The organism is Occallatibacter sp., assembly GCF_035317045.1.
Classification (GTDB): domain Bacteria; phylum Acidobacteriota; class Terriglobia; order Terriglobales; family Acidobacteriaceae; genus Telmatobacter.
Map to the genome: position 1 here is coordinate 63,403 of NZ_DATHHT010000020.1, position 24,846 is coordinate 88,248.

The 24,846-nt window shown below is 58.6% G+C and carries 22 protein-coding genes and 1 riboswitch; of the genes, 8 read left to right on the forward strand and 14 right to left on the reverse strand.

Annotated elements, in window-relative coordinates; translation table 11 throughout:
- Nucleotides 1-56 precede the first annotated feature (56 nt).
- The 7 genes from VK574_RS09225 to VK574_RS09255 form a co-directional block, all read right to left on the reverse strand.
- Nucleotides 57-968, reverse strand: coding sequence for a phytoene/squalene synthase family protein (locus tag VK574_RS09225; protein WP_472799543.1), 912 nt, complete (start codon nucleotides 966-968; stop codon nucleotides 57-59).
- Nucleotides 965-1,933, reverse strand: coding sequence for a squalene synthase HpnC (hpnC, locus tag VK574_RS09230; RefSeq protein ID WP_472799544.1), 969 nt, complete (start codon nucleotides 1,931-1,933; stop codon nucleotides 965-967). The genes VK574_RS09225 and hpnC overlap by 4 nt, the downstream gene beginning before the upstream one ends.
- A gap of 174 nt (nucleotides 1,934-2,107) precedes the next feature.
- Nucleotides 2,108-3,337 carry an alcohol dehydrogenase catalytic domain-containing protein gene (locus tag VK574_RS09235; RefSeq protein ID WP_472799545.1) on the reverse strand — a complete coding sequence of 410 codons (1,230 nt, stop codon included), beginning with the start codon at nucleotides 3,335-3,337 and terminating at the stop codon, nucleotides 2,108-2,110.
- Between the two features lie 139 nt (nucleotides 3,338-3,476).
- Entirely contained in the window at nucleotides 3,477-4,607 is a 1,131-nt protein-coding gene (locus tag VK574_RS09240; RefSeq protein ID WP_472799546.1) for a zinc-dependent dehydrogenase, read from the reverse strand.
- A gap of 34 nt (nucleotides 4,608-4,641) precedes the next feature.
- Entirely contained in the window at nucleotides 4,642-5,319 is a 678-nt protein-coding gene (locus tag VK574_RS09245; protein WP_472799547.1) for a phosphorylase family protein, read from the reverse strand.
- A 126-nt stretch (nucleotides 5,320-5,445) separates the two neighbouring features.
- Entirely contained in the window at nucleotides 5,446-6,435 is a 990-nt protein-coding gene (hpnA, locus tag VK574_RS09250) for a hopanoid-associated sugar epimerase (protein ID WP_472799548.1), read from the reverse strand.
- 79 nt (nucleotides 6,436-6,514) lie between these two features.
- Complete coding sequence (locus VK574_RS09255) at nucleotides 6,515-7,486, reverse strand: tetratricopeptide repeat protein (protein ID WP_472799549.1); 972 nt, start codon at nucleotides 7,484-7,486, stop codon at nucleotides 6,515-6,517.
- A 162-nt stretch (nucleotides 7,487-7,648) separates the two neighbouring features.
- On the opposite strand from VK574_RS09255, the gene queC reads away from it, so the two are divergent.
- Both queC and queE read left to right on the forward strand, forming a co-directional pair.
- The gene (gene queC, locus VK574_RS09260; protein ID WP_472799550.1) at nucleotides 7,649-8,368 is read left to right on the forward strand and encodes a 7-cyano-7-deazaguanine synthase QueC; all 720 of its coding nucleotides are present in this window, start codon (nucleotides 7,649-7,651) and stop codon (nucleotides 8,366-8,368) included.
- Nucleotides 8,365-9,003, forward strand: coding sequence for a 7-carboxy-7-deazaguanine synthase (queE, locus tag VK574_RS09265; protein ID WP_472799551.1), 639 nt, complete (start codon nucleotides 8,365-8,367; stop codon nucleotides 9,001-9,003). Before queC ends, queE begins: the two co-directional genes overlap by 4 nt.
- A gap of 206 nt (nucleotides 9,004-9,209) precedes the next feature.
- Here queE and VK574_RS09270 read toward each other — a convergent pair whose 3' ends face one another.
- A complete protein-coding gene (locus VK574_RS09270; RefSeq protein WP_472799552.1) occupies nucleotides 9,210-12,719 on the reverse strand; it encodes a carboxypeptidase-like regulatory domain-containing protein in 3,510 nt (1,169 codons plus the stop codon).
- An 808-nt stretch (nucleotides 12,720-13,527) separates the two neighbouring features.
- Between VK574_RS09270 and VK574_RS09275 the strand changes: the two genes are divergently transcribed.
- Nucleotides 13,528-15,126, forward strand: coding sequence for an ABC-F family ATP-binding cassette domain-containing protein (locus tag VK574_RS09275; protein ID WP_472799553.1), 1,599 nt, complete (start codon nucleotides 13,528-13,530; stop codon nucleotides 15,124-15,126).
- On the opposite strand, the gene VK574_RS09280 is transcribed toward VK574_RS09275, so the two are convergent.
- Nucleotides 15,123-15,470: a winged helix-turn-helix transcriptional regulator gene (locus tag VK574_RS09280; RefSeq protein ID WP_472799554.1), complete on the reverse strand. Its 348-nt coding sequence runs from the start codon at nucleotides 15,468-15,470 to the stop codon at nucleotides 15,123-15,125. The genes VK574_RS09275 and VK574_RS09280 overlap by 4 nt on opposite strands.
- A gap of 3 nt (nucleotides 15,471-15,473) precedes the next feature.
- Between VK574_RS09280 and VK574_RS09285 the strand changes: the two genes are divergently transcribed.
- The 4 genes from VK574_RS09285 (at nucleotide 15,474) to VK574_RS09300 (ending at nucleotide 18,395) form a co-directional block, all read left to right on the forward strand.
- Nucleotides 15,474-16,025 carry an anthrone oxygenase family protein gene (locus VK574_RS09285; protein ID WP_472799555.1) on the forward strand — a complete coding sequence of 184 codons (552 nt, stop codon included), beginning with the start codon at nucleotides 15,474-15,476 and terminating at the stop codon, nucleotides 16,023-16,025.
- Between the two features lie 182 nt (nucleotides 16,026-16,207).
- Nucleotides 16,208-16,309, forward strand: a riboswitch (Fluoride riboswitch).
- A 183-nt stretch (nucleotides 16,310-16,492) separates the two neighbouring features.
- Entirely contained in the window at nucleotides 16,493-16,870 is a 378-nt protein-coding gene (gene crcB / locus VK574_RS09290) for a fluoride efflux transporter CrcB (protein ID WP_472799556.1), read from the forward strand.
- Nucleotides 16,871-17,083: 213 nt separating this feature from the next.
- Nucleotides 17,084-17,659, forward strand: coding sequence for a rubrerythrin family protein (locus tag VK574_RS09295; RefSeq protein WP_472799557.1), 576 nt, complete (start codon nucleotides 17,084-17,086; stop codon nucleotides 17,657-17,659).
- 139 nt (nucleotides 17,660-17,798) lie between these two features.
- Nucleotides 17,799-18,395: a rubrerythrin family protein gene (locus VK574_RS09300; protein ID WP_472799558.1), complete on the forward strand. Its 597-nt coding sequence runs from the start codon at nucleotides 17,799-17,801 to the stop codon at nucleotides 18,393-18,395.
- A gap of 62 nt (nucleotides 18,396-18,457) precedes the next feature.
- Here the strand turns inward: VK574_RS09300 and VK574_RS09305 are convergent, their stop codons facing one another.
- The 4 genes from VK574_RS09305 to VK574_RS09320 all read right to left on the reverse strand — a co-directional run bounded on the left by VK574_RS09305 (nucleotide 18,458) and on the right by VK574_RS09320 (nucleotide 22,084).
- Nucleotides 18,458-18,586 carry a hypothetical protein gene (locus VK574_RS09305; RefSeq protein WP_472799559.1) on the reverse strand — a complete coding sequence of 43 codons (129 nt, stop codon included), beginning with the start codon at nucleotides 18,584-18,586 and terminating at the stop codon, nucleotides 18,458-18,460.
- A gap of 53 nt (nucleotides 18,587-18,639) precedes the next feature.
- The gene (locus VK574_RS09310) at nucleotides 18,640-20,316 is read right to left on the reverse strand and encodes a SulP family inorganic anion transporter (RefSeq protein ID WP_472799560.1); all 1,677 of its coding nucleotides are present in this window, start codon (nucleotides 20,314-20,316) and stop codon (nucleotides 18,640-18,642) included.
- Between the two features lie 87 nt (nucleotides 20,317-20,403).
- Entirely contained in the window at nucleotides 20,404-20,856 is a 453-nt protein-coding gene (locus tag VK574_RS09315) for a GNAT family N-acetyltransferase (protein ID WP_472799561.1), read from the reverse strand.
- Nucleotides 20,857-21,049: 193 nt separating this feature from the next.
- Nucleotides 21,050-22,084, reverse strand: a complete 1,035-nt coding sequence (locus tag VK574_RS09320; protein ID WP_472799562.1) for a 6-phosphofructokinase — start codon at nucleotides 22,082-22,084, stop codon at nucleotides 21,050-21,052.
- 287 nt (nucleotides 22,085-22,371) lie between these two features.
- Here VK574_RS09320 and VK574_RS09325 point away from each other — a divergent pair, with 287 nt between their 5' ends.
- A complete protein-coding gene (locus VK574_RS09325; RefSeq protein WP_472799563.1) occupies nucleotides 22,372-23,037 on the forward strand; it encodes a hypothetical protein in 666 nt (221 codons plus the stop codon).
- On the opposite strand, the gene VK574_RS09330 is transcribed toward VK574_RS09325, so the two are convergent.
- A complete protein-coding gene (locus VK574_RS09330) occupies nucleotides 22,967-24,766 on the reverse strand; it encodes an AMP-dependent synthetase/ligase (protein WP_472799564.1) in 1,800 nt (599 codons plus the stop codon). The two genes, VK574_RS09325 and VK574_RS09330, sit on opposite strands and share 71 nt — an antisense overlap.
- Nucleotides 24,767-24,846 lie beyond the last annotated feature (80 nt).

The following is a 24,846-nucleotide window of genomic DNA, read 5'->3' on the forward strand; positions in this document are numbered from 1 at the left end:
TGGTTTCGGAATTTGTGCTCTGGTACAAACCGCACTGTGCCTCCTGATCCATTCATTCACGTTGAGAGACGTTCAACGGCCATGCGGGCCATTCCGGCAGCGAGAATTGTGACTTTCTGGGCTGTGGGAACACTCGCTCTCTCTGTAAAGACATCGTAATTGGCACGCTCAATGCGACGAAGAAGCGCGTGATAGATCGAGACCAGAACCCACATGGCGGGGCGGCTCTCGCGATCGATCAGCGGGAGCAGTTTGGCGGCAGAGGCGTAGTAGGACGCAGCACGCTTGCCGATCCCGGCCAAAAGCGTGCGTTCATCCGCTGACGGTGGCGTTCTCTTCGCACGGTGCAGCAGCGAATTGAGCGTGACGTGATGAGCGGCGAGGTCTTCAAGGGGCAGATAGACACGGCCTCTCTCGGCGTCCTCGGCAACATCGCGCAGGATGTTGGTGAGCTGAAAAGCGATGCCGGTTTCCTCAGCGAGTTTCTCGGCGGCGGGGTCGGTGTAGCCGAAGATGCGGATGCAGACGAGGCCAACGACCGATGCGACGAGGTAGCAGTATTGATAGAGATCAGCAAAGGTGGCGTACGTATCGGGACCGTCGCCGGGGTTTGTTTTCAGGTCTGACGTCGTGCCGGCGATGAGCTCGTCGAGAAGGCTGAGAGGGATGTTGAAACGCTGTGTGGCATCGCGAACGGCAATGAACACGGGGTCTTGGGTCGCTCCAGTTTGCGAAGCGCTGCGCCACGCGCCCTGCCATTGCTCGATAATCCGGAGGCGCTGCTCGCGGGGAATGCTTTCGTCATCGGAGAGGTCGTCGGCCTTGCGCATGAATGCGTAGATGGCGCAGATGGCGTTGCGGCGCGGTTCAGGAAGGGCGACGAATGCGTAGTAGAAATTTCTAGCTTCCCGTTTGGCGATGGCCCTGCATGTTGCGTACGCCGATTCCAGTGTGATCGCTTGCGTCAATCCGCTTTCCCTTTGGGTCCCAAACGCAGGAACGGTAGAAATTTTCCGCTTACGGCGCGCAGAGCAAGTTGAAGCTTCGTTCGTTTTGAAATCGCGGGGCGAGCGCTGAGCACATCATAATCTCGATGCTCGATGGCGTTGAGGATTTCGAGGCCGCCACGGCTGAAGAGATCGAGATCGAGGGCGAGATCGCGGTCGACCATGTTGATGAGCGGCAGACCTTCGTAGAAGAGATTCCGTGCGAATTCCACTTCATGCTTGAGGAGCGCGCGGAATTCAGGGGTCGCGATTCCCTGCTGGATAATTGCATCGCTGACACCGAAGCGCTGCATGTCGTCTTGCGGAATGTAAACGCGGTCTTTGGCGAAGTCGACTTTGACATCCTGCCAGAAATTCGCGAGCTGAAGCGCAGAGCATGTGGCATCAGACAGGCGAAAGCGCTCTTCGTCGGTGTAGCCGCAGGTGTAGAGGACGAGGCGACCAACGGGGTTCGCTGAGTTGCGGCAGTAGCCGAGCACGTCCTGCATGGTGGCGTAACGGGTAACGACCTGATCCTGACGGAACGCGGTGAGCAGATCAGCGAACGGCTCTTTGGGAATGTTGCAGGCGCGGATGGTTTCAGCCAGTGCCACAAATACAGGATGGCGCGCGCGGCCTTCGTAGCAGGCGTCGAGTTCGCAGCCCCACAGATCGAGAAGAGCTAACGACTGCTCGGTGTTGCCGACTTCGTCGCCGAGATCATCGGAGACCCGGCAGTAGGCGTAGATGGCGTGGAAGTGCGGCCGCAAAGCTTCGGGCAGAAACCATGAAGCGACGTGAAAATTCTCGTAGTGCATTTCAGCGAGATGTTTGCACCAGGCGCGGGCTTCGGCCAGGGTGGGTGCGATGTCGGGAATACGATAGCTGGCGGGGAGCGCGGACCATCCAAGCGCGATTAGGTCGTCGTGTTGGGCCGCGGTAGGCATACTGACATTTTAACGAGTGCAGGGTCGGGGTTCCCGAGATTCGCAAAAGCAGATCCTTCGCTTACCACCCCCAAGCTCTGCCCCAAAGAGCCCAAATCGCTCATTGGGGACCCCGAGAAGAAAACGCTTGGGGACCCGTGCGCTCAGGATGACGGCTGATTTAGGCACCAACTCTCATGGCACAATCGCGGTCTTGATTTCGCTGGAGCGGTTCATCAGCTTCTCAAAGACGCGATTGAGTTCGTAGAGGTGAGCATGGCCGGTGATGAAAGCACCCGCCTGGAATCGGCCGCTGGCGATGAGGTCGAGGGCTTTGCGACAGATGGCCGGGGTGTGGTGGAACGTGGCGCGCAGGGTGATGTCGCTGTAGTGGATGCGATTGGTATCGAGTGTGACACGGGTGCCGACGGCGCATCCGCCGAAGAAGTTGACTGTGCCGCCTTTGCGCACCATTTCGACGGCTTCTTCCCACGCCTCGGGAACGCCGACGGCTTCGATGGCAATATCAACTCCGCGATTATTTGGCGTGAGAGCGCGGGTTTCGCGGATTGCCTTCTGAATCGACGAAGACTTGATGACGTGCGCTGCTCCCAACTGTTTCGCTGCAACCACCTGGCCGTCGTGCTTGACGATGGAAATGACGTTGCACCCGGAAAGCGCGGCGACGTGGACCATCATCAGGCCCAAAGGGCCACCGCCGATTACTGCGATCGTGTCTTCAGGATGCGGGTTGGAATCGAGAAAGCCATGGACGGCGCAAGCGAGGGGTTCAGTGAGTGCGGCGTTCTCCAGCGGAACATGGTCGGGCACAATAAGCGTGTTCTTGGAGACGATGCGGGCGGGGATACGGATGAACTCGGCATAGGCGCCGTTGTTGAAGAGCAGGTCGTCGCAAAGATTCTCCTGACCACGCTTGCAGAAGTAGCACTGACCGCAGGGGGCAGAATTCAGGGCCACCACGCGGCTGCCGTTCGGAAAGCCCTCAACTCCCTCCCCCGCCTCGACGATGGTTCCCGCCAGCTCGTGGCCGAATAGGGCGGGAGGGACGATCATGCGGGCATGGTAGCCGCGGCGAAAAACTTTCAAGTCTGTTCCACACGTGAGGGCAGCGCCGACGCGGACAATCAGCTCGCCATACGCAGCACGAGGAACTGGCACGTCTTCGATTCGGATGTCCTGACGGCCGTGCAATACCGCTGCCTGCATGGTTCCCTGGCGCAGTTGGCGCGCAGACTCGACGGTATTGCGGCCGACCTGAATGACCTCTTCAACGGTGCTTCTGCCAACGTGGAGGACTTCCTCGACGGTATTGCGGCCGATCTGGAGCACATCGCCGACGGTACTGCGGCCGACCTGAAGGACATCCTCGACAGTCGGGCGGCCGCGTTTCACCGGGTTTGGCATCGATTGCTCCTCAAGCGGCTCCGGAAAAGCTCGCTCATTGGCCCAGTCCGGAAGTGGCCGCGTTCAAGAGGCCCGATACCTGAGAAGGAGCCTGCGAAAAGGCGACGGCGGAAGTCCGGCAAAGGGCCCCTCAGATTCATCACTTTGCTCCCTCGCCGGAAACGGGCTCGATCATAATCTTCATTGAGTCGGCTTTGGGGTGTGATGCGATATCGATTGCCGATACGGCTTCGTCGAGCGGAAAGCGATGCGAGATGAGCTGAGTCAGATCAAATCCATTGCGGTAACCGTTGAATACCAGGTCCGTGACTTCGTCGAGGATTGCAAACGAAGAAGAGTAGGACCCCATCAGCGTCTTCTCGTCCATACAAACCACGCCGGGATCAAAAGTTGCGTCGCCGCGCTGGGTCTGGGCAAAAAGCATGACCTTTCCGCCGCAGCGTGCCGCGTCGATCGCGGTCCGGATGAGGGCGTTGCCGCCCACGGCGAGAATGACGGCATCGGCGCCGCGGCCTTCCGTCTCGGCCAGGACGCGTTCGACAACATTTTCGCTGCCTGCGCGAATGGGATCTTTGAGGCCATATTTCGCGGCAATGGCATGGCGCTCGGGATAGAGGTCCGAGGTGAGAACACGAGCGCCAGTGCGGCCGGCGAGAACGGCATGCATCAGGCCGATGGGTCCCTGGCCAATGACAAGCACCGTGTCGTCGGAGTGGAGGTTGAGCATCTTTATGCCTTTCAGCACGGTGTTGACTGGCTCGACAAAGGCGGCCTGCTCGAAGGGGACGTCGTCAGGAATGGGGACGACGCCGCAGCTCGAGGCCACCCAATCCATCACGCGAATATACTCCGCGAACCCGCCTCCGGACGGTTCGAAGCCGGCCGTAACGCCAACCTTTTTGTAGAGGGGACATTGGGCGGGGGTGCCTTTGCGGCAGTAGAAACATTCTCCGCACGGGACGTGATGGTGAACAACGACGCGCTCGCCGCCCTGGAAGCGGGTTACTCCTTGGCCCACAGACACGATGGTGCCCGACATTTCGTGGCCAAAAATGCGGGGGGCGGAGTGGGAGCCGGTATGGATTTTCTTGAGGTCGGTGCCGCAGATGCCGCATGTGGCAACTTTGACGAGCAGCTCCCCGGGGCCGATGGGTGGCACTGGCACTGTCTCGACACGCATGTCGTTGATACCGCGGTAGACTACGGCGCGCATGGTTGCGGGGATCCGGTTGGCGATGTTGCTGGCGGCATTGGTGGTTTGGGTAGCCATCCGTATTGGTGTGACCTCACTCGTTATTAATTCGTCATTCGCTCAGGAGTTCGTGGATCTGCTCCGCAATGCTCTGGGAAGCTTTCCTACTATTTTCGCCCATTTGGACGAGCGAAGGCCATATCCACGGCCTGAGGAGAGCAAAAAGTACCAACTTCCGCGTCAGAAACTGGCCATTTTGATCGATAAAGCGGTTGAAATCAGGCAACTTCGCGTCAAGTAGGTCGCTAATGCCCTTGATCGCGTAGAACGGGATGCTACGCATGGCGGCGAGACGGGCGATGGCGGCAGCTTCCATGTCGACCAGGGAAGCTTTGTAAGTGGTGGCGAGGCGGTGCTTTTCGGGTTCGTCGGCAACGCGAGGACTAGTGGCAAGCCAGAGAGGACCGGCACCCGCGTCGCACCGAAAGCGCTCGCCGGTGCGCGCATCGACGACGCCGGCACAGTTGTGGGCGCTGCCGGCAGCGACGTCGGGCGAGAGGGCGCCAGCCCAGCCGATCGAGAGGACGAGGTCGATGGGTCCGCCGTCTTCGATTCCGGCGAAGGCGCGAGTAACCGCGTCGAGGCCGGCTCCGGCGCAGGCGGCGATCCATTCTTCTTCTTCGGTGCGCTGCGCCCAGAAGTGGACGGTGCCGCGGGTTGAGTGAGGCCAGTTGCGGACGAGGGGTTTGAGTTCGCCGGGCATGGCGGCGATGATGGCGACTCGGGTCATGGATGCCCTTCTTCTTTTTCCGAGTCGGGTTCGTGGCACCATGTGCTTTTTAAAAGCACCTGCAGGTTCCTCCGCGCGCTGCGCTTGGTCGGAATGACAATGCTGTTGAGATTCTTATAGCTTCGGTCATGGGGCGTAGCCGTTGGCGCGAAACCACTCTATGGCGGCGCGCATGGCGGGGTAGACGGGGACAATGCGAAAATCCAATTCCTGCTGGGCGCGCGCTGAACTTGCGAACATTTTCTTGCGGCCCATGCGGACTTCTTCGAGCGTGGCGCGAGGCTCCTTGCAACGGATTTTGCCGGTGATAGTTTCTTCGAAGAAAGCGTAAGTGGCCGCGATGGCGAAGGGGATTTTCGTCGTTGGCGAGGGGATGCCTGTGATGGCGGACATCTTGTCGAGGATCTGCTTGAGGGTGAGATTCTCGCCGCCGAGGATGTAGCGGCGGCCCGGCTTGCCGATACTGAGCGCGGCGACGTGCGTGCGGGCAACTTCGACAACGTCGACGAGGTTGAGGCCGGTGTCGACGTAGGCCGGAAATTTGTGATTGAGAAAGTCGACGAAAATGCGGCCGGTGGGCGTCGGCTTTGCGTCGTTGGGGCCGATGGGGGTTGTGGGGTTGAGGATGATGACCTGCTGTCCGTCCTGGGCCGCGGCGATGGCCTGCTGTTCCGCGAGAAACTTTGAGCGCTTGTAGTGACCAACCATGTCGTCGATGGTGACGGGGGTGTCTTCATTCACCACAATTCCATCTGTCCGGAAGGCCATGGTGGCGACAGACGACGTGTAAACGACACGACGAATACCGAATTCACGGGCGAGTTTCAGCAAATCGCGCGTGCCGTCGACGTTGGCGCGGTACATCGCGTCGGGATCGCGAATCCAGAGGCGGTAATCCGCAGCGACGTGCATAACCGCGTCGCAACCTTGAAGAGCGGGGGCGTACGAATCGGGCTTCGACAGATCGCCGACGACCGTGTCGCCGGCGATGCCTTCGAGATTCGAAAGCTTGCTGGACTTGCGGACGAGGAGGCGGAGATCGGCGCCCTCGCCAGCCAGGGCCTTGGCAACGTGGTGACCGACAAATCCGGTGGCGCCTGTCAGAAAGATCTTCATGGCGAAGCTGCGCGAACTCCCATTTTAAGGGTTCGGGCAGGGATCGGACTTGTCTGTCGCTTTTGGGTATCGCGAAGGCCTAGCGTGTGGAAGCGATGGTCTCAGGCTGGACCATATTCCTCATGTGCCGGCGAACGGATGCTTGTCCCTGTGTGTCGCCGAGGGCACCGTAGAGTGCGAGGGAGTGCTGAAAGGTGAGAGATGCCAACTCCGGCTTCCCAAGTTTCAGCCATAGTTCTCCCATCAGGTCGAGGGCGTTCGCTTCAGAGGCCCGGTCGTTGAGCAATTCCAGCCGGGTGACAGCATCCTGGAAGAAATCGAGTGCCTTGTGCGGATCATTGATCAGGAATGCGTAGGTGGACCCTAAATTCGTGATGGTGAGAGCTTCTCCTCGCCTGTCTCGCTGAGCGTGATAAGAGGCGACCGCCTGACCAAGATAGGCAAGACACTTCTTCTTGTCGCCGAGCACGAAATAGGTGAGACCCAGGTTGTTGAAGACAGCTGCCTCTTCTGCCTTGTTGTAATTGCCTTGATAGAGCTTCAAGGCATCGCGATAGGAGTGAATTGCCTGATCACGGAAGCCCCACTCGCGGTAAACATCGCCTATGTGTGCGAGCATGGTTGCCTGGTTTTGCTTGTCGCCGAGGTCACGCCAGATGGCAAGTGCCGATTGATAGAGTTCGACAGCTTTCTGTTGCTGGTGGAGCGTGCTATAAGAGTCAGCCAGAGCGGAGAGGGTATGCGCTTCGGCCGAATGATTGCCTGATTTTCGATAATCCGCGAGGATGCGCGTGAGAGCCTCTACCGCGAACTCGGTCTGCAGCCTGGTGGTTTCGGACTTGGCCGGAGTTGCGGTGGAGACAACAGTTGTATTCGCTGGCGGGAGCTGGGGGGGTGGTATCGAAGCGATCGATGCGACGGAGGTCGAAGGCGCCTCTGTGACCTCGCCGGGCGACAAGGCATTCTGCTGTGCCTGAAGAAGCATCGATGTGACGAAGAGCGATGCAAGTGCTAGAACCGTCGACACGACGGGAACACTCCCCTTGCGCATGCGGTGACCTCCGGATTGATGGCGCCAATCTTTTTTCGGAGCGTGGAAAGAGCCCGAAAACCAAGCGGGTGAACAGGAAGGAGAGGGAGAGGGGAAAGAACTGCTCTCGGAGCGGTCCGCTGCATTTCAGTTTGATGCACGTTTCCCTTAACATCAAATGAAATGTGTTCTTCTGATCCGAAAAAGGAAGCGGTAGTACTGTTGAGCGGCGGTCTGGACTCGGCAACGGTTGCGGCGATCGCGCAGAGCGAAGGCTTCGAGGTGAACGCGCTTTCGTTCGCCTACGGGCAGCGGCACAGTTTTGAACTCGAAGCAGCCCGGCGCGTGGCGGCCTCACTGGGGCTGGCGCAGCACCGGGTAGCAACGATTGACTTGCGAGTGTTCGGCGGGTCCGCACTGACCGATGATATCGACGTGCCGAAGGGGCGGGACAGTGCGGAGATGGAGCACGGAATTCCGGTGACGTATGTGCCGGCGCGGAACACGATTTTTCTTTCGTTTGCGCTGGCATGGGCCGAGGTGCTGGGAGCGAGCGATGTGTTCATCGGCGTGAATGCGCTGGATTACAGCGGCTACCCCGATTGCCGGCCGGAATTCATTCATGCGTTTGAGTCGATGGCGAACCTGGCCACGAAGGCGGGTGTGGAGGGGCGACAGAAACTTGAGATTCATGCGCCGCTGATGCAGATGACAAAGGCGCAGATCATCAAAAGAGGCCTGGAACTGGGCGTGGACTATAGCCTGACGAGCAGTTGCTACGATCCGGCTCCAGATGGGAAGCCGTGCGGACAGTGCGACTCGTGTTTCCTGAGGAGAAAAGGATTCAGGGAAAACGGGATTGACGATTCCCTGCCCTATCCGGATGTGAAGGCGACGCGATGAGCTATGCGGTCAAAGAGATTTTCTATACTCTGCAAGGCGAGGGCGCGCAGGCGGGACGCGCGGCGGTGTTCTGTCGGTTTGCGGGATGCAATCTGTGGTCGGGGCGTGAGAGCGATCGCACATCGGCGATCTGCCGGTTTTGCGATACGCAATTTGTGGGCGTCGATGGCGAGGGCGGAGGGCGATTTGAGACCGCCGGCGATTTGGCAGAGGCGATTGGAGCAACATGGCCGGTGCGTGGAGCGGAGGGCGCGCGATTCGTAGTGTGTACGGGAGGCGAGCCACTGCTGCAATTGGACCGCGTGCTGATCGATGCGCTGCACGAACGCGATTTTGAAATTGCGGTGGAGACGAATGGAACGGTAGAGGCACCGGCAGGGATCGACTGGGTATGCGTGAGTCCGAAGGCAGGCGCGCGCCTGGTGCAAACGACGGGCGATGAATTGAAGCTGGTGTTTCCGCAGTTGAACGCGCAGCCGCCGGAGTTTGAGGGGCTGGGTTTCCGGCATTTCTTTCTGCAGCCGATGGACGGGCCTGACCGTGTTTTGAACACGGAGTTGGCGGTGCGGTATTGCATGGAGCACCCGAAGTGGAGGCTGAGTCTGCAGACGCACAAGATTGTCGGGATTCCATGAGTGGTTTGATTGCGTGGCCGCGATAGGGCCGCGATAGGGCCGAGGTCATGACTGGGATTGCAGGCGGGTTAAAGAACAACTGCAGGTCCCTCGACTCCCCGTTCGCTGCGCTCAGGGTTGCTCGGGATGACAATGCGTATTTGTTGGATGAACAGGGGCGCGATGGCTTTGACCATCGCGTCCCTTCTTGTTTTTCTTGCTGTGGTTTAGAAGACGATCTTGCCGCCGAACTGGAGTTCGCGGGGATCGTAGGTGCTGGTGACCTGACCGAAGTTGCCATCGGTAAAGCCTGTGTCGACTCCGTTGAATTGGGTGTGGTTGAAGGTGTTGAAAGTTTCAACGCGTAGTTCGACGTGCGGGTTCTCCTTTCCGGTAAAGGGAAAGCTCTTAAACAGCGCGAGGTTCCAGTTGAAAAGACCGGGGCCGACGACGCTGTCCTTGCTTGCGGTGCCGAACCCCTGGTTAAGGCCGCCATTCCACGGGGCGACCGGGGCCGTGAACGCGCCGGTATTAAACCACTGCGACACGGTCTTTGCCCCGTTGCGGGCATTGCCTCTGACGTCGGGCCGGTTGACGGTGCCGCCCCCCAGACCGAGCGTGTCGGGCGAATAAGTGACATTGATCGGCGATCCCGATTGCGCGACGGTCACGCCGGAGACTTCCCATCCGCCGAGGACGCCATGTTCCAGGATGTTCCCGCCGTGAAGCCAGAATGGCAGACGGTAATCGTAGTTGGCGTTGAATATGTTGCGGCGGTCAAGCACGCCGGAACCGCGATCGTATTTGAGGTTGAAGGGATCGGATACGGTGCCGCCCGATCCGGAGATGTTGGTAGACCCGAGATCGCCGCTCTGGATGTCGATCTCGTGCGACCAGGTGTACGCGAACTGCATGGTGAGGTTGTGCCAGTTCTGAACGCGAACACTGGTTTGCAGCGAGTTGTAATTCTGGTTGGTCGCGCTTTCGATCTGCGTGATGTTGGAGTAGCCGAGGAACTGGCGGTAGAGGTTGGCATTGGCGCCGGAAGCAACGGCCTGGCGGTCGGTGAGGTCGCCGATCGGCAGCGTGTTGATGTTGCGTTCATCCGACTGGTTCCATCCAGCCGAGCCGACATACTGCGCGACAAAGACAACGGAAGGAGCAAGCTGTTGCTGGATGCCCAGGCTGTATTGCATGGTTGCAGGGTCGGGGTAGTAGTAGTTGAGGTTCTGCATGCCGGCCGGGAAGGTCGGCGTGGCCGCGGTGCCTCCGGTGATGGCGCTGGTTGTGGGGCTGGAGAAGTAGACGCTGTTCGCCGATGGGTGATAGGCGAAGGGCGGGTTGGTGGCTGCGCCGTAGATATCGTTGCCCTGGATGCGCTCATAGAACATGCCGGCGCCGGCGCGCAGAACGGTTTTACCGGTTCCGAACACATCCCAGGCAAAGCCCACGCGAGGCTGGATGGTCTTGTAATCATTTTGCACGATGCCGCGGGGGAACCCATTCTGTCCGGCGAGTTCAATGCCGTTCAGATAGAACGTGCCTCCGTTGAGAGTGGTAAGGCCGGGACTGACGGCCGTACACGTGCCTCCGACGGCGGTGCAGATGGAGCCGCTGCCTGGATCGAGAACTGCTGCGGCAGCGGGGTTGTAGTTGGCAGGAACGAAGTTGGCAACCTGGTTGTTCTTCTCGTACACGTGCGGCATCAGGTCCCAGCGCAGACCGATGTTCAGGGTCAGCCGGGGAGCGATGCGCCAGTTGTCAAGCCCATAGAAGGAGTACGTGTTGTTGAGCCAGTGCGCGGTGTTGAGGCTTTGCAGTTGCTGGTAGCTGTCCGCAAATCCGAGCAGGAAGTTCAAGTACGAATCTCCTGAGAAATCGGTGCCGAAGGAGTAGTCGCCCTGCGTGTCTGCCTGTAGTTGCTGATTCTTGTCGACGCGCATGTAGGAGAAGCCGAATTTGAAGCTATGTTTTCCTTTATTCCAGATAACGTCGTCGCGAAGCTGGTAGTCAAGGAAAGCATTGCGCCATGGCCAATAGATCTCGGTCCACGTGGTGCCGAGAGGACTGCCGAAGCCGACCTGCGGCAGGCGATTCAGCGCGTTGTTGCCCTGGAAGAAGCTTCCCGCGTTCCATCCGGAAGGCTCGGTGAAGGAGGCTCCGCCCGCGGAGGTAGGACTGATGTTGATGGTGTTCCCGTTCACATCGAGTCCGACTTCATTGAGCAGGTTTGGCGTAATGGTGTGGGAGAGTTGAATGACCGAGGACCACGACGGATTCTGGAAGACATCGCCGACGGTGTCGTAACTGTCGCCGCTCCACATGGTGGGGATGATGGTCTGTGTCATCTGGTCATGCATCCAGTGGCCCATCAGGTGCATCTTCGAGTTGATGTCGTGATCGATGCGCACCACGTCTTCGCGCACATACGTGGGCTGCTTGGGCGACGCGATGTATTGCGGATTGGTGGCCGAGCCGGTATTGGGCTTGGGGATGTTGCCGGTACCCATGAACAACACCGCGTTAGGATCAAGCAGGTTGGCGGGGATGACATTCCCGGGGAAAGGTCCGCCAGGTGTAAGACCGTCTTGCGCGTAGATCACAAGCTTGGCTGGATCGTTGGTCTTGGGTACACAGGGAGGAGCCACACCAGCATTGCAAACGCCGGAAGGCAGGCTGGACGCCGCGAGTTCGTTGAAGGGTGTGTAGGTTAACGCCGATCCTGCCGTTGGAAAGTCAGAGGCGGGAACGGTGTTTTCGGGGCTGGGATTGACGCCATTGATGAAGCGACGCCACTCTTCGTTAACGAAGAAGAACGTCCGGCTTTTGCTCTTCGGATAGATGCCGGGAATGAAGACCGGACCGCCGACGTTCCCTCCGAAGATATTCAACCGCAGTTCGGGAGTCGGAGTGCCGCTTCGCTTGGCGAAGTAGCTATCGGCATCGAAGGCGTCATTGCGATCGAATTCCCACAAAGCGCCGTGGAAATCCTTTGTGCCGGACTTCACCACCATGGTGATTGTGCCGCCGGAGGCGATGCCGTAGTCCGGGCTGTAGTTGCTGCTCAGGGTCTGAAACTCCCCGAGCGCATCGGGCGAGGGCATCAGGTCAAACTTGCCGCCGCTGCCGCGATCGTAGGCTTCGCCGCCGTCGATGAGCCAGTCGTTATGGTCAGGACGCATGCCGTTGAAGCTGAGACCGAATCCGCTGCCCTGTGCAGTGACGCCATTGAAGGAAGGAAGGTTGTTGGCGACGCCAGTACCAAGCGTGGTGAGCGACACCATGTTGCGGCCATTGGTTGCGAGTTGCGTGATCTGCTGGCCGGTGATGAGATTGCTGACCTCATTGGTCTCGGTCTGGAGGTGGAGCGCATCGGCCGTAACGGTGACAGTCTGAACTCCGGCGCCGACCACCAGGGTTACGTTTTCTGGAACGGTTGCCGCGACATTGACAACGATCGCGGTGATTTGCGCGGGATTGAAGCCTTTGGCCTCAGCCTTGAGGTTGTAGTTGCCGTGTTCGAGGTTGGGAAAATCGTAGAGTCCGGCGCCATTGCTGGCCGAGGTTCTGCTTTCGCCGGTCGCGGTGTTGGTAATAGTGATGGTAGCGTTGGGAACAACGGCCCCGGAGGGATCGGTGACCGTGCCCTTGATTTCAGCATTCTCCTGCGCCCATGCTGATGCAACGCACAAGAACGTCACCAGCACGACACAGAGTGCGCACTTGACCACATTCATTTGTCCTCCTAAAAACGGCCCGGCATGCGACGGGGATCCACTGTTCTTTCCTCGAAGCCGGGAGCAAAGGGGCGACGGAGGCACACCCTTTCCGCTCGCGCGAATCGTCGTTCGCACGCGCACTTGCGCACCGCAAAAAAACACAGCGACGCAATGCCGCGGAAGGGATCTAACCCCTCGACCCGTGTTTACCTAGACTTTCGGGAATGTGCAACGGCCAGAACGGCGGCCAAATCCGGGTTAGCACCAACCGGGAAACACGACCGACGACTGGACCGGCCTTACAGGTCTTTAAGGACCCTTGTTGATTGTGAACACGCCAAGGCCCGGAGATCTCCGAGGCCGCCGTCGAGAGCATCTTTCAGTAGGAGTCAGCATTTAGACACACTCTGGTACGCTGCGTTCTGGTGGTCTTTGACGTAGCGAGAATGCTGAAAGTTGCGAACTCCGAGCCATCGAAGACAATCGTTTGGATAAAAAACTAAATGCTTTCATTGCGATGAAAACTTTCTGCGCACGCAGATTTTCGCAACGGGGCATTCCTGCACCTCGCGTACTTTGAGTGCACGTTCGCTGCCAGATGTCCGTGGGTCATTCACGCCACGGTAAGTTGAAGAAGTGTTTCAGGATTTACCTTAGTTGACGGCCCTGCGGCGGGCGCTCGGTTATGAGAAACTGGAAGGGCGGCAGTTCTAGAGCGGGATCAAATCTGCAATCGCGAATCCCGAAATTCTGAGCCAATTTGAATCTGCATCGGGCCGGCGCGGCCGATACTGCGCAGCGGTTCGCGCACAGGAAAACGAAACGAATGTTGAGTGTAAGTAATGTGTCGATGCGCTACGGCGCAAAAGTGCTGTTTGAAGATGTGTCGGTGAACTTTACGTCGGGGCGGCGCTATGGACTGACCGGGCCGAATGGGTCGGGCAAATCCACATTCATGAAGGTGCTAACGGGCGAACTTGATGCGCAAAAGGGAACGGTGGTGCGTCCACGCAAATTCGGCGTGTTGCGCCAGGACCAGTTCGCATTCGACGCTTACCGCGTCATCGATACCGTGATCATGGGCAACAAGCCGCTTTGGAGCGCGCTCGAAGAGCGGGATCGCATTTATGAGAAAGCTGAACTGAGCGATGCGGACGGCATGCGGCTGGGCGAGCTGGAAGGTGTGATCGGCGATGAGGACGGCTACACGGCCGAGGCTGACGCTGCCATTCTATTGGACGGCCTGGATATCACCGAGGACTTGCACGAGCGCAAAATGGGCGAGTTGCAGGGCGGGCAGAAGGTGCGCGTGCTGTTAGCGCAGGCACTCTTCGGAAAACCTGAAGCGCTGCTGCTGGACGAGCCAACCAACTACCTCGATCTGGATTCGGTGCACTGGCTGCAGGATTTTCTGAACTCATACGACGGCACGCTGATCGCCATTTCGCACGACCGGCACTTCTTGAACAGCGTTACCACGCACACGGCGGATATCGATTACCAGACCATCATCATCTACAGCGGCGGCTACGACGACATGGTGATGGCGAAGACGCAAATCCGCTCCACACTCGAATCGCAGAACGCCCAGCGCGATAAGAAGATTGCGCAGCTTAACGAATTCATCGCGCGATTTGCAGCGGGCACGCGGTCTTCGCAAGTGACGAGCCGGCGCAAAGAAGTGGAGCGTCTCCAAACCAACGAGCTGGCGCGGTCGAATATTCAACGGCCTTATGTTCGTTTTGACCAGATTCGACCGAGCGGCAAGCATGTGCTGGAATTCAAGCACCTGACCAAACTCTACGATGACAAAAAGGTGATCGATGGATTCACTGCGAATGTGCTGCGCGGCGAGAAGATTTGCCTGATGGGTCGCAACGGTGCGGGCAAAACCACACTATTGAAGAGCCTGCTGGCCAACTATCCCGGTCTCGCGGACAAGGAATTCACGCTGGATTCGGGAGCGGTTTTCTGGGGACACGAGGCGCAGATCGGATACTTTCCGCAGGATGTGGGTGCGACGATCGAGCACGGGCTGACGGTCGCGGAGTGGCTGCATCGATGGAATCCGGCGGCGCACGTGGAAGAGATTCGCGGCATTCTTGGACAGATGCTGTTTTCAGGGGAAGAGGGCGACAAGCAAACGAAGGCCCTGTCGGGTGGCGAGCAGGCGCGACTTGCGTTCTGCAAGTTGATTCTGACCAAGCCGAACATCCTGATCTTTGATGAACCGACAAATCATCTTGATCTCGAAGCCATCAATGCGTTGAATATCGCTCTGCAACGATTTGAAGGCACTGTGCTGCTGGTGACGCACGATCACGACTTGATCGACGAGGTGGCGACACGGCTGTGGAACTTCAAGGCCGACGGGATTGAGGATTTCCAGGGGCCGTACTCGGAGTGGAAGGGCAAGCACAACTAGCGGCTTTCGCAGGCCCTGTTGCGCTTCTCGATATGCTTTCTTCCCCAGGCGCAGATGTGTTCGAGCACCGGAAGCATCGTCATTCCATACTCGGAGATTGAGTAAATGACGTGCGGGTTAGTCCCCTGCTCATGCTGGCGAATCAGGATGCCGTCGCTGACCAGGTCTTTGAGGTGGCGGATCAGCATGCGCTCGGTGATTCCGGGAATGCTGCGCAGCAATTCGCTGGTGCGCATCGGCTTTTCAGAGAGCCGCCACAGGATGGTTCCCTTCCATCGGCCGTCGATAACGGACAGCATGGCGTCGATGGGACACTCGGAAATCTCCTTTTTCGAAACCGGCATAGTGTGGCCTGGGCGGGGAATGTGCGCCTGACATATTTGTCAGTACCGCTTACTGAATCATTCTATCGCCGTGCAGAGTCTGAGGCTCAGGAGTTGAATATGAGACCTCTACTGGATATCGTCACCACCGTTTGCATCGGGCTTTTAATCGGCACCGAATTTGCAGTCGCCGTTTTCATCAATCCAATTTTGCGCAGGCTCGGTGTGCGCGAAGAGTTGCGGGCGATTCGGCTGTTCGCGGCAAAGTTGGGTGCTGCAATGCCATTTTGGTACGGCATTTCTCTCCTCCTTCTGATTGCCGAGGCGGTCTTGAGGCATGGCGAGAATGGCTATCTGCTACTGATTGCGGCCAGTGCGATCTGGGCTGCGGTGATCGTGCTGACGCTTGTCTTTCTGGTGCCGATCAACAATCGGATGGCGCGTGTTGATCCGGACGCTGAGACTGAGCAGGCACTGACGGAGCACGGGCAGTGGGATGCAATGCACCGCTGGCGTGTAGCGACATTGACGGCAGCAATGATTTGCTTTCTGGCTGCTGTACTTCGAGTCGGGTGACCGAAGCCCTGAAATCCTGAATGCAGGCTCCCGCATGTTGGACAGAATGAGTATTTTCCCATCCATGAAAGCCCAAAAGCGCTGTCATGGATGGGCACCCGGCAGAAGCGGGATTGCAAATAAGAGCTCCGATACGCACTCGTCACTTGACACCCAAATGCAGACGCCGTTGTAATAGACGCAGTGGTAGTGGTGATGGAGTTCACCGCGCAGCTTGCAGATCGTGCTCGCTGTTAACCGCTGTCCCGCCCGATTGCCGGACAGATGATGACTCCTGACAGGTGGTCCTGTCGGGAAGTTACGTCCGGCGCGATCCCCGCAAATTAGATTAAGAGACGCACGAAGCCGCGTGTTGCTTTGGAGTTGTGTCTCACTCATGAGGGCAAACGGCTCTTTCATGAATGGGGCAACAGGCCATGGCACATTTTCTTTATGGAAAATGCTGCGTCTTTTTGGAGGGGGACGGATTGCAGAAATATCTGCTCATTGCTATTGGCGGCGCGCTGGGGTCGATTGCGCGCTATTGGGTTGGCTCATCGATCGCGGGGCGCATGGGAATTCGCTTTCCGTATGGCACGCTGGTTGTGAATATCACTGCGTGCGTGATTATTGGATTTTCGATGACCTACCTGGGAAGGCGCGCCGATCTGAATCCGGCATGGCGGTATCTGGTGCCGGTGGGGTTTATCGGCGCGTACAGCACGTTTTCAACGTATGAGTGGGAGACGTTGTCGACGTTGCGTGCAGGCGCTTTCGGCATAGCGGCGCTGTACGCGGTGGGGAGTTTTGTGCTGGGGCTTGCTTCGGTTTGGGGCGGGTCGGTGCTGGGAGAGATGATTCTGTAGAAACTCGGAGCCCGGGTGAGGACTTTGAAATGAGCGGCCGCGGCAGGATGTGCGCGATTCGCTCACACGCCGGCTGAAGTCTGAAACTCAGGGAGCCGGTAACCTTCGGATTCATTACGCAAATGAGGCACGTCGATTACCAAGTCCGTGATTTCAATCACAGTGAGAACACAGGTGCCAACCTAGACTAGCACCATAGTTCAGTTAAGAAAGATGGTGAGAACTGTGGTTGCTACTGAGAACGAAAGCGCAGTCAGCAATTTACTCGCAGCGTACGAGGGCGAGTTGAACTCGCATGCTCGCTACAAGGCCTACGCGGCCAAGGCCGAGGCCGAGGGAATGAATGGGGCGGCGAGCCTCTTTCGGGCGGCCGCCCGGGCCGAGCAGATTCATGCCGGCAACCACGCCCGCGTTATTCGCCATATGGGCGGCGAAGCCGTGGCGAATATTCTCCCGTTTCGTGTGAAGTCGACGCTCGAAAACCTGAAGACTGCGCTAGGTGGCGAGCAGCACGAGATCGACTCGCTCTATCCAAAATTCCTGGTGCATGCGACTTCGCAGCTCGATACCAGCGCGATGCGGTCGTTTATGTGGGCGATGGAGTCGGAGAAGACGCATGCACGCCTCTACGAGGATGCCGTGGCCTCAATGGAAACCGGACCGGGATGGACGAGCTACCAGCTCGACTTTTATGTATGCACGCTGTGTGGCTACACTTCGAGGCTGCAGGAGGCCGACAACTGTCCCGCGTGCAACTTTGTCTGGGACCGGTTTGAGCGGATTCACTAAGACGCAGTGGCTGGTCAATTCTTTGGTTTCGATTCGGTAAAAGAGCGCCGCGATTTCGATTTTCTTTCGACAATTGAGTGTGATTTGCATCACCTGCATAGTTCTCATGCATCTAAACAAACGAGGGTATTTGCAGGCTATGGCTACGGATCGCATGATCGCTCACGTCGTCGGAGTCGAGGATCTTACGGTGATCCGCAACCTTGAGACCGCTTTCGAGGAAGAAACCAAAACAAGCACCTCCTATAAAGCATATGCAGCGCGGGCGGACGAAGAAGGCTTTCCAGGTCTCGCAAGCCTGTTTCGCGCCACGGCGCTGGCTGAACAGATTCATGCCGGCAATCACGCGCGGGTGCTGCGGCACATGGGTGGCACACCGGCGATCGACGCACCCAAGTTGCGCATCGACGGAACGCTGGAGAACTTGAAGACGGCATTGGTCGACCAGAAGTTCGAAGTGGATTATCTGTACCCTGCGTTTCTCACTACGGCGGTTCCGCTGTTTGACTCAACGGCAATTCGCAGCTTTCACTGGGCGCTGGAGGCCGATAAGTCGCATGTGCGGCTTTATGAGGACGTTATAGCGCGCGTACAAACCGGTGGCACCCCCGGTTGGGAGTACGAGAAACACGCGTTCTTTGTCTGCGGTCTGTGCGGATACGCAGCCGAGCATCCGGAAGGCGAGAACTGCCCCGGATGCAATTATTTATGGGAAAAATTTGAAGCGATAATGTAACTCAGAACCAGGGACGTTTCTTTCCTTTTTTCCCTCTTCAGATTCTATTCCACTCAAGAGAATTAGGAGTCGGGGCGCTCCGGCTTCCATTGGTCAGGGAGATGCGGATCGAGGCGATCTTCGCGATCTTCCCGCTCTTCTTGTTCGCGACGTTTTTCGCGTTCTTCGCGCTCTTCGCGGCCGTCGCTCATGATGTTCTCTCTCAGATCAGTCTAATTAGTCGGCGACCAAATGGCGCATGAGTTCAGCTGGCGAGCACGGCGTGAGATTCGTAGATTTCCCTCGCGCGGTCGAGAGCGGCCTGGATGTTGGGCATAATGTTTTCGCGGCCTACATGGTCGAGGAAGCGCGGCTGCTGGAGGAGTTTTGACGGCTGCTCCATGGCTCCGCAGAGCAGCAATATGCGACCAGATTCGGTGAGGCGTTTGGCAAAGGCCTCGATCGCGTGAATGCCGGTGGCGTCGATAGCGGTCATGTTGCGCAGGCGGAGAATGACGACCGGCTCAAAGGCTTCGATGTTGGAAGTGGACTCGACCAGTTTTTCGGTGGTTCCAAACAGGAACGGACCATGGATGCGCAGCAGCGTGACGTAGGGCGGAATGATGCGTCCCTGGAGCGTGTGCGGCAGGCCATCGCGGATGTAGTCGTCGGTGACTGCGCTGACGGTTGTGGTTTCGGCGATGCGGTAGATGTAGACGAGCGCGGCCAATGCCATCCCCACACTGACGGCGACGGTGAGATCGGCAAAGACCGTGAGCGCAAAGGTGACGAGCCACACGGCGATTGCCGTGAAGCCGAGTTGGAGGATTCCGCCAATCTCGCGCCACTCGCCCATATTCCAGGCCACTACGAAAAGGACGGCCGCAAGCGTTGCGAGCGGAATATAGCTGGCCAGAGGTGCTGCGACGAGAAGGATGCCGAGGAGGGTGAGCGCGTGCACCATGCCGGAGACCGGAGAGCGCGCGCCGGAACGGATGTTGGTTGCGGTGCGGGCGATGGCTCCAGTAGCGGGAATTCCGCCAAATAGCGGTGAAGTGATATTGGCAATTCCCTGGGCAACAAGTTCAACATTGGGATTGTGACGGTCGCCGGTCATGCCGTCGGCGACGACTGCGGAAAGCATGCTCTCAAGTGCGGCAAGCAACGCGACCGTAAACGCCGACGGGATGAGCGGCAGGATGTGCTCGGCATGGAAATCCGGAATAGCGAATGGCGGGAGGCCCCGTGGGATTCCGCCGAAGCGGGAGCCAATGGTTTCAACGGGCAGATGAAACAACGCGCACGCAAGAGTGCATCCCAGCAGGGCGACGATCGATGCGGGAACGCGTTTGGTGAATCGCGGCAGGATCAGCATGATCGCCAGTGTGCCGGCACCGAGTGCAAGCGCCTGCCCGTTGAGGCTGGATATGTGGCCGACCAGCAGCTTCATCCTGGGCAGGAATTCGCTGGGAACCGCTCCGACGCGGAGGCCGAAGAAGTCCTTGATCTGCGTTGAGGCAATGAGAACGGCAATGCCGTTGGTGAATCCAATGACAACGGGACGAGGGATAAAGCGTACCGCCGAGCCGAGACCGGTGAGCCCCATGGCGAGCAGGATTACGCCTGCCATCAAGGTGACCATGGCGAGGCCACTCATGCCGAAACGGGCAACGATGCCGGCAACGATGACTACGAAGGCTCCGGTGGGCCCGCCGATCTGGGTGCGCGAACCGCCGAGAGCGGAGATGACAAAACCGGCGACCACCGCGGTATAGAGTCCGGCCTGCGGCGTAACTCCGGAGGCGATGCCGAAGGCCATGGCAAGCGGCAGCGCGACCAGACCTACGGTGATACCGGCGAGAAGGTCGTGCAGAAACATCTGCCCGTTGTACTGGCGTAGAGACACGACCAGCTTGGGCAGGTTGGGATTGCTGATGGACATGAGAACTGTTCTTATTTTAGCGGGATTCCGGTGTGGAGACGGCGAATAGCGGGACGGTGGTGCCCGCGAGTAACGACCCTATCGCATTCAAGCCAATTTCTTTACGTAGATAGCGGCGGGGCGATTGCGGGCGTAGTAGTGGTTGGCACGACTGGTTTTGCGATAGTCCAGGCGCTCGTAGAGACGGATGGCAGAAGCATTTTCCATGTCGACGTGAAGCCATATCCCGGTCGCACTTTCGGCGTTGGCGGAGCCTTCAAGACGACGGAGGAGTTCGGCGCCGATGCCATGTCCACGCTGAACGGGCAACACCTCGAGGGTGGAAATGTATGCAACGGTGGGGGCGACCTGCCGAATGAATTCGACGATTGCGAAGCCGGCCATGTGACCGTTCTCTTCGGCGATCCAGGTCGCGGATTCCTGTGATGCGATGAGTTCGCGCATGTAGCGACGTGTGAAGCGTTCCGGGGACTGAAAGCAGACTTCCTCGATGGCATAGAGGTCGTCGAAGTCGTCGTAATCGTAAAGGCGGTAATTCATGGGGAAAGAAGAGCAGGGTTTGCGGAGTTAGCGGCCGCTGCGCGGCAGGTTAGCGGAGCTATCGAGATTGCGGAATCGTACCTGGGATAAGTGATGAGGTATTCCAACCCTTGCCGCGATAATACTGCACCAAGGACGGAACACCTCGGTCGATTCGCCAAGCTTATACAGGTCAATCGGTTAATGAAATTACCTAGACTTTTGCTTCAAGGTCGCGAATGACATCAAAGAAGCGCTGGTCGAGTCGGCGGTTGGTGGCGATCGCTTCCTTGATGGTGATGTCGGTGACGTCGAGACCGCGAAGGACGGCGATGCGGCCCCACTTCTTCTCGTGCACCATGTCGATGGCGTGGAGGCCGTAGCGTTGGCCGAGGACACGGTCGAAGGCCGTGGGCACTCCGCCGCGCTGGGTGTGGCCGAGGTTAACGGAGCGGGTTTCAAAGCCGGTCTTCTTCTCAATGAGGCTGGCGAGCGCTTCGCCGATACCGGAGAGGCGCGCGTGTCCGAATGAATCGACTTCCTTGGAACCGGTCACCTGGCCGACTTCCGGCAGATGGCAGCCTTCGGCGACAACGACGACTCCGTAGTGCTTGCCGTGATCGTAGTTGTACTTGAGCAGGGCGCAGACGTGGTCGATGTCGATCTCCTTTTCGGGAACGAGAACAACGTGGGCGCCGGCAGCAACACCCGAGGCGTACGCGATCCAGCCGGCGTCGCGGCCCATCACTTCGACCACGATGACGCGATTATGGGAGTCGGCGGTAGTGTGGATGCGATCGATAGCCTCGGTGGCGATCATGACGGCCGTGTCGAAGCCGAATGTCTGGTCGGTGCCGCTGATGTCGTTGTCGATGGTTTTGGGAACGCCGACGGCATTGATGCCGTTTTCGGCGAGGAAGAGAGTGACAGATTGCGTGTCGTCACCGCCGAGAGCGATGAGGGCATCGATCTTGTTGAGCTTGAGGACTTCCTGCACTTTCTCGATGCCGCCGGGAATCTTCTTGACGTTGGTTCGCGATGAATGGAGGATGGTGCCGCCCTTGAGCTGGATGCCATCGGTGTTTTCGAGAGTGAGCGGGATGAAGTTGTTATCGAGCACGCCACGCCAGCCGTTAAGGAAGCCGATGAACTCGTCGCCATAGGTCTGGATTCCTTTGCGTACCGCCGCGTAGATGACAGCATTCAAGCCGGGGCAGTCGCCGCCGCCGGTCAATAGTGCAACTCGCATCTTAAATTTCTCCTGATCGAATTCGGGCTGCAGCGCACAAAACGTGCCGCTCCGGAAAGAACCCTGAACCGCTGGTCGGACGCGCAATGAGGATTCATAAGCACCCCATCGACGAAGACCTTTCAATGGCCCCCGCCGTGCCGCTTCTCGACGCCTTAACCAGTATATTCCGCGCTTGTAAAGCAATATCGTGACACCGCTCACGCGGCTGATAACCCAAACCATTCGATAGAGGCCGTTGGATTCCCTGCGAGAAAAGGCGCCTCGGGATGGTTGAATAGGAACGTATGCCAATCCCCGGAACTGGAGCCCTGATCCTGCTTGCATTTGCAAGCCTGGTCGTCGTCGTGCTGCTGGTGCTGTTGCAGCTCACGCGGCTGGGCTTCCTGGTTCGGTCGACGATTCCGGACCGGCCGCGCCGCCGCATGTTCATTGCCTCGACATCATTCCTGATCACGTTTGCCGGCGCACGGGTTCTGGTGGGGTTGATTATTCACAATCACGGGCCGTTCAACTGGGTGGTGGTGCGCGGGCATCACATCCACCACCTGGTGTGGGGCATCATGATCCTGCTGCTGGTTGGCTACGGATGGCTGCTCGACCTGGGTCGGAGCCACTCGCCACTGTCGATCTTTTTCAGCAGGCTGATGAGCGTGAGCTACGGTGTGGGTGCGGCGCTGACGCTCGATGAGTTTTCGCTGTGGCTGAACCTCGATCCCCTTGACTACTGGTCGCGCGAAGGGCGCATCAGCATTGATGCGGTGATTCTTTTTGGCGGGATCCTTGCGGTTGGAGCGTGGGGAGCACCATTCTTTCGCGGCCTGCAGTTGATGTGGACCAAGGGGAAAACTTTTCGCAAGGAGATTGGGCGGATCGAGTCGCCTATTCGGCGCGTGCGGTTGCTTCGTCCGCGTAAAGTTCGTCGATTACCGACGCATACTTTGCCGAAATAACGCGGCGTTTGAGCTTCATGGATGGAGTCAATTCGCCGGAGTCCTGCGACCACTCGTCAGCAACGAGGCGGAAGCGCTTGATGGTTTCGAAGTTGGCAAGGCCGGCATTGGCTTCGCGGACAACCTCGCCATAGAGCGCGACGATGCGGTTGTCGGCGACGAGCGCCGGGCGGTCAAGGCCTTCGAGGCCGGCGTTTTTGGCCCACGCCTCGAGCGCGGCAAAATTGGGCGAGATCAGAGCGGCGATGAACTTGTGCTTATCGCCGACGAGCGCGCATTGTGCCACCATGACGGAGTTCTTGAGCTTGTTTTCGATCGGCTGCGGGGCGACAAGCTTGCCGCCTGAGGTCTTGAGCAGCTCCTTCTTGCGATCGGTGATGTACAGGAATCCGTCGTCGTCGAGGCGGCCGATGTCGCCGGTGCGGAAGAATCCCTCGGCATCGAAACATTCCTTGTTGGCCTCGGGCTTCTGCCAGTAACCGACGAAGATGGAAGGTCCGCGAACGAGAAGTTCGCCGTCTTCAGCAAATTTGAGCTCAAGATTCGTGAGCGGCTTGCCGACGGCTCCCATGCGGTGAACTGCCGGATTGTTGAGGGCGATGACGGGCGACGTTTCCGTGAGGCCATATCCCTCCCATGCGGCGATGCCGGCGGAGGCGAACCACTTTGCCGTGTCGATACCAAGCGGTGCTCCGCCTGAGACCCATATCCGCACGCGCCCGCCGAAGGCTTCCCGCACTTTGCTGTAAACGACCTTGTTGGCTATCTTCCAAAGAAACGAAGAGGGCTGGTTGCCGCCGTAGACCGTGTCGCGATGGTGCGCACCCACGTTTAACGCCCAGGCAAGAATCCGCTTCTTGATGGGCGAGGCGTTGGACTTTTGTTCAACCGCCTGGCGGATCTTCTCGTAAACACGCGGAACTCCGACGAAGACCGTGGGACGAACCTCTTTCATCGATTGCGGGAGCTTGTCAAACTGGGAGCAGTAGGCGACCTGCGCATGGTGGTTGTACATCACGTAGTCGAGCGCGCGGGCAGTAATGTGCGACAGCGGAAGAAATGAGATGCAGGCATCGGTTTCGTCGAAGCTGAATTCGCGCGCTGCAAGATTCTGGTTGGTCGCGATGTTAGCGTGCGTGAGCATCACGCCCTTGGGTTCGCCCGTGGTTCCCGAGGTGTAGATGAGGGTAGCGAGATCGTCGGGCACAACGGAACGGACGAGCGCATCGAAGACCGGATCGCGATAGGGTCCTGCATCGTCGGCTCCGGCCAGGATCTTGGAGAAGCCGATAGCCCCGTCCGGGGCCTTGGCGTCCATCATGAGGATGCGGTCGAGGGATGTCCGCGAGCGGACGGCATTGAGCTTGTCGTATTGCTGGCGGGTGGAGACGATGGCGATACGGCAGCCGGCGTCGGCGAGAAGGACGGCGATCTGGTCACCGGTAAGCGTGGGATAAATAGGAACGTTGACGCCATTGATGGCGAGGATGGCGAAGTCGGAGACAGCCCATTCCCAGCGGTTTTCAGCGATCAGGGCGATGCGGTCACCCTTTTTTGCGCCCCAGGAAAGAAAGGCCTCAGAGAGGGTATGGACGCGCTGGTAGATCTGGTCGGAGGAGAGAGGTTGCCAGGCGCCGAACTCGTCCTGCCAGAGGATGGCGCGGGGATTTGCGGCCGCGGCGATGCGGCAAAAAAGGTCGTTGATGGTGGAGAGCGGCGGAGGGATCATGTCGGGCGTTTCGTTCCGGCGATCGATTTGAATTGAGGCCAAGGGAGAGTGTAACAGCGCCGGGATCGAGCAGGAGACGC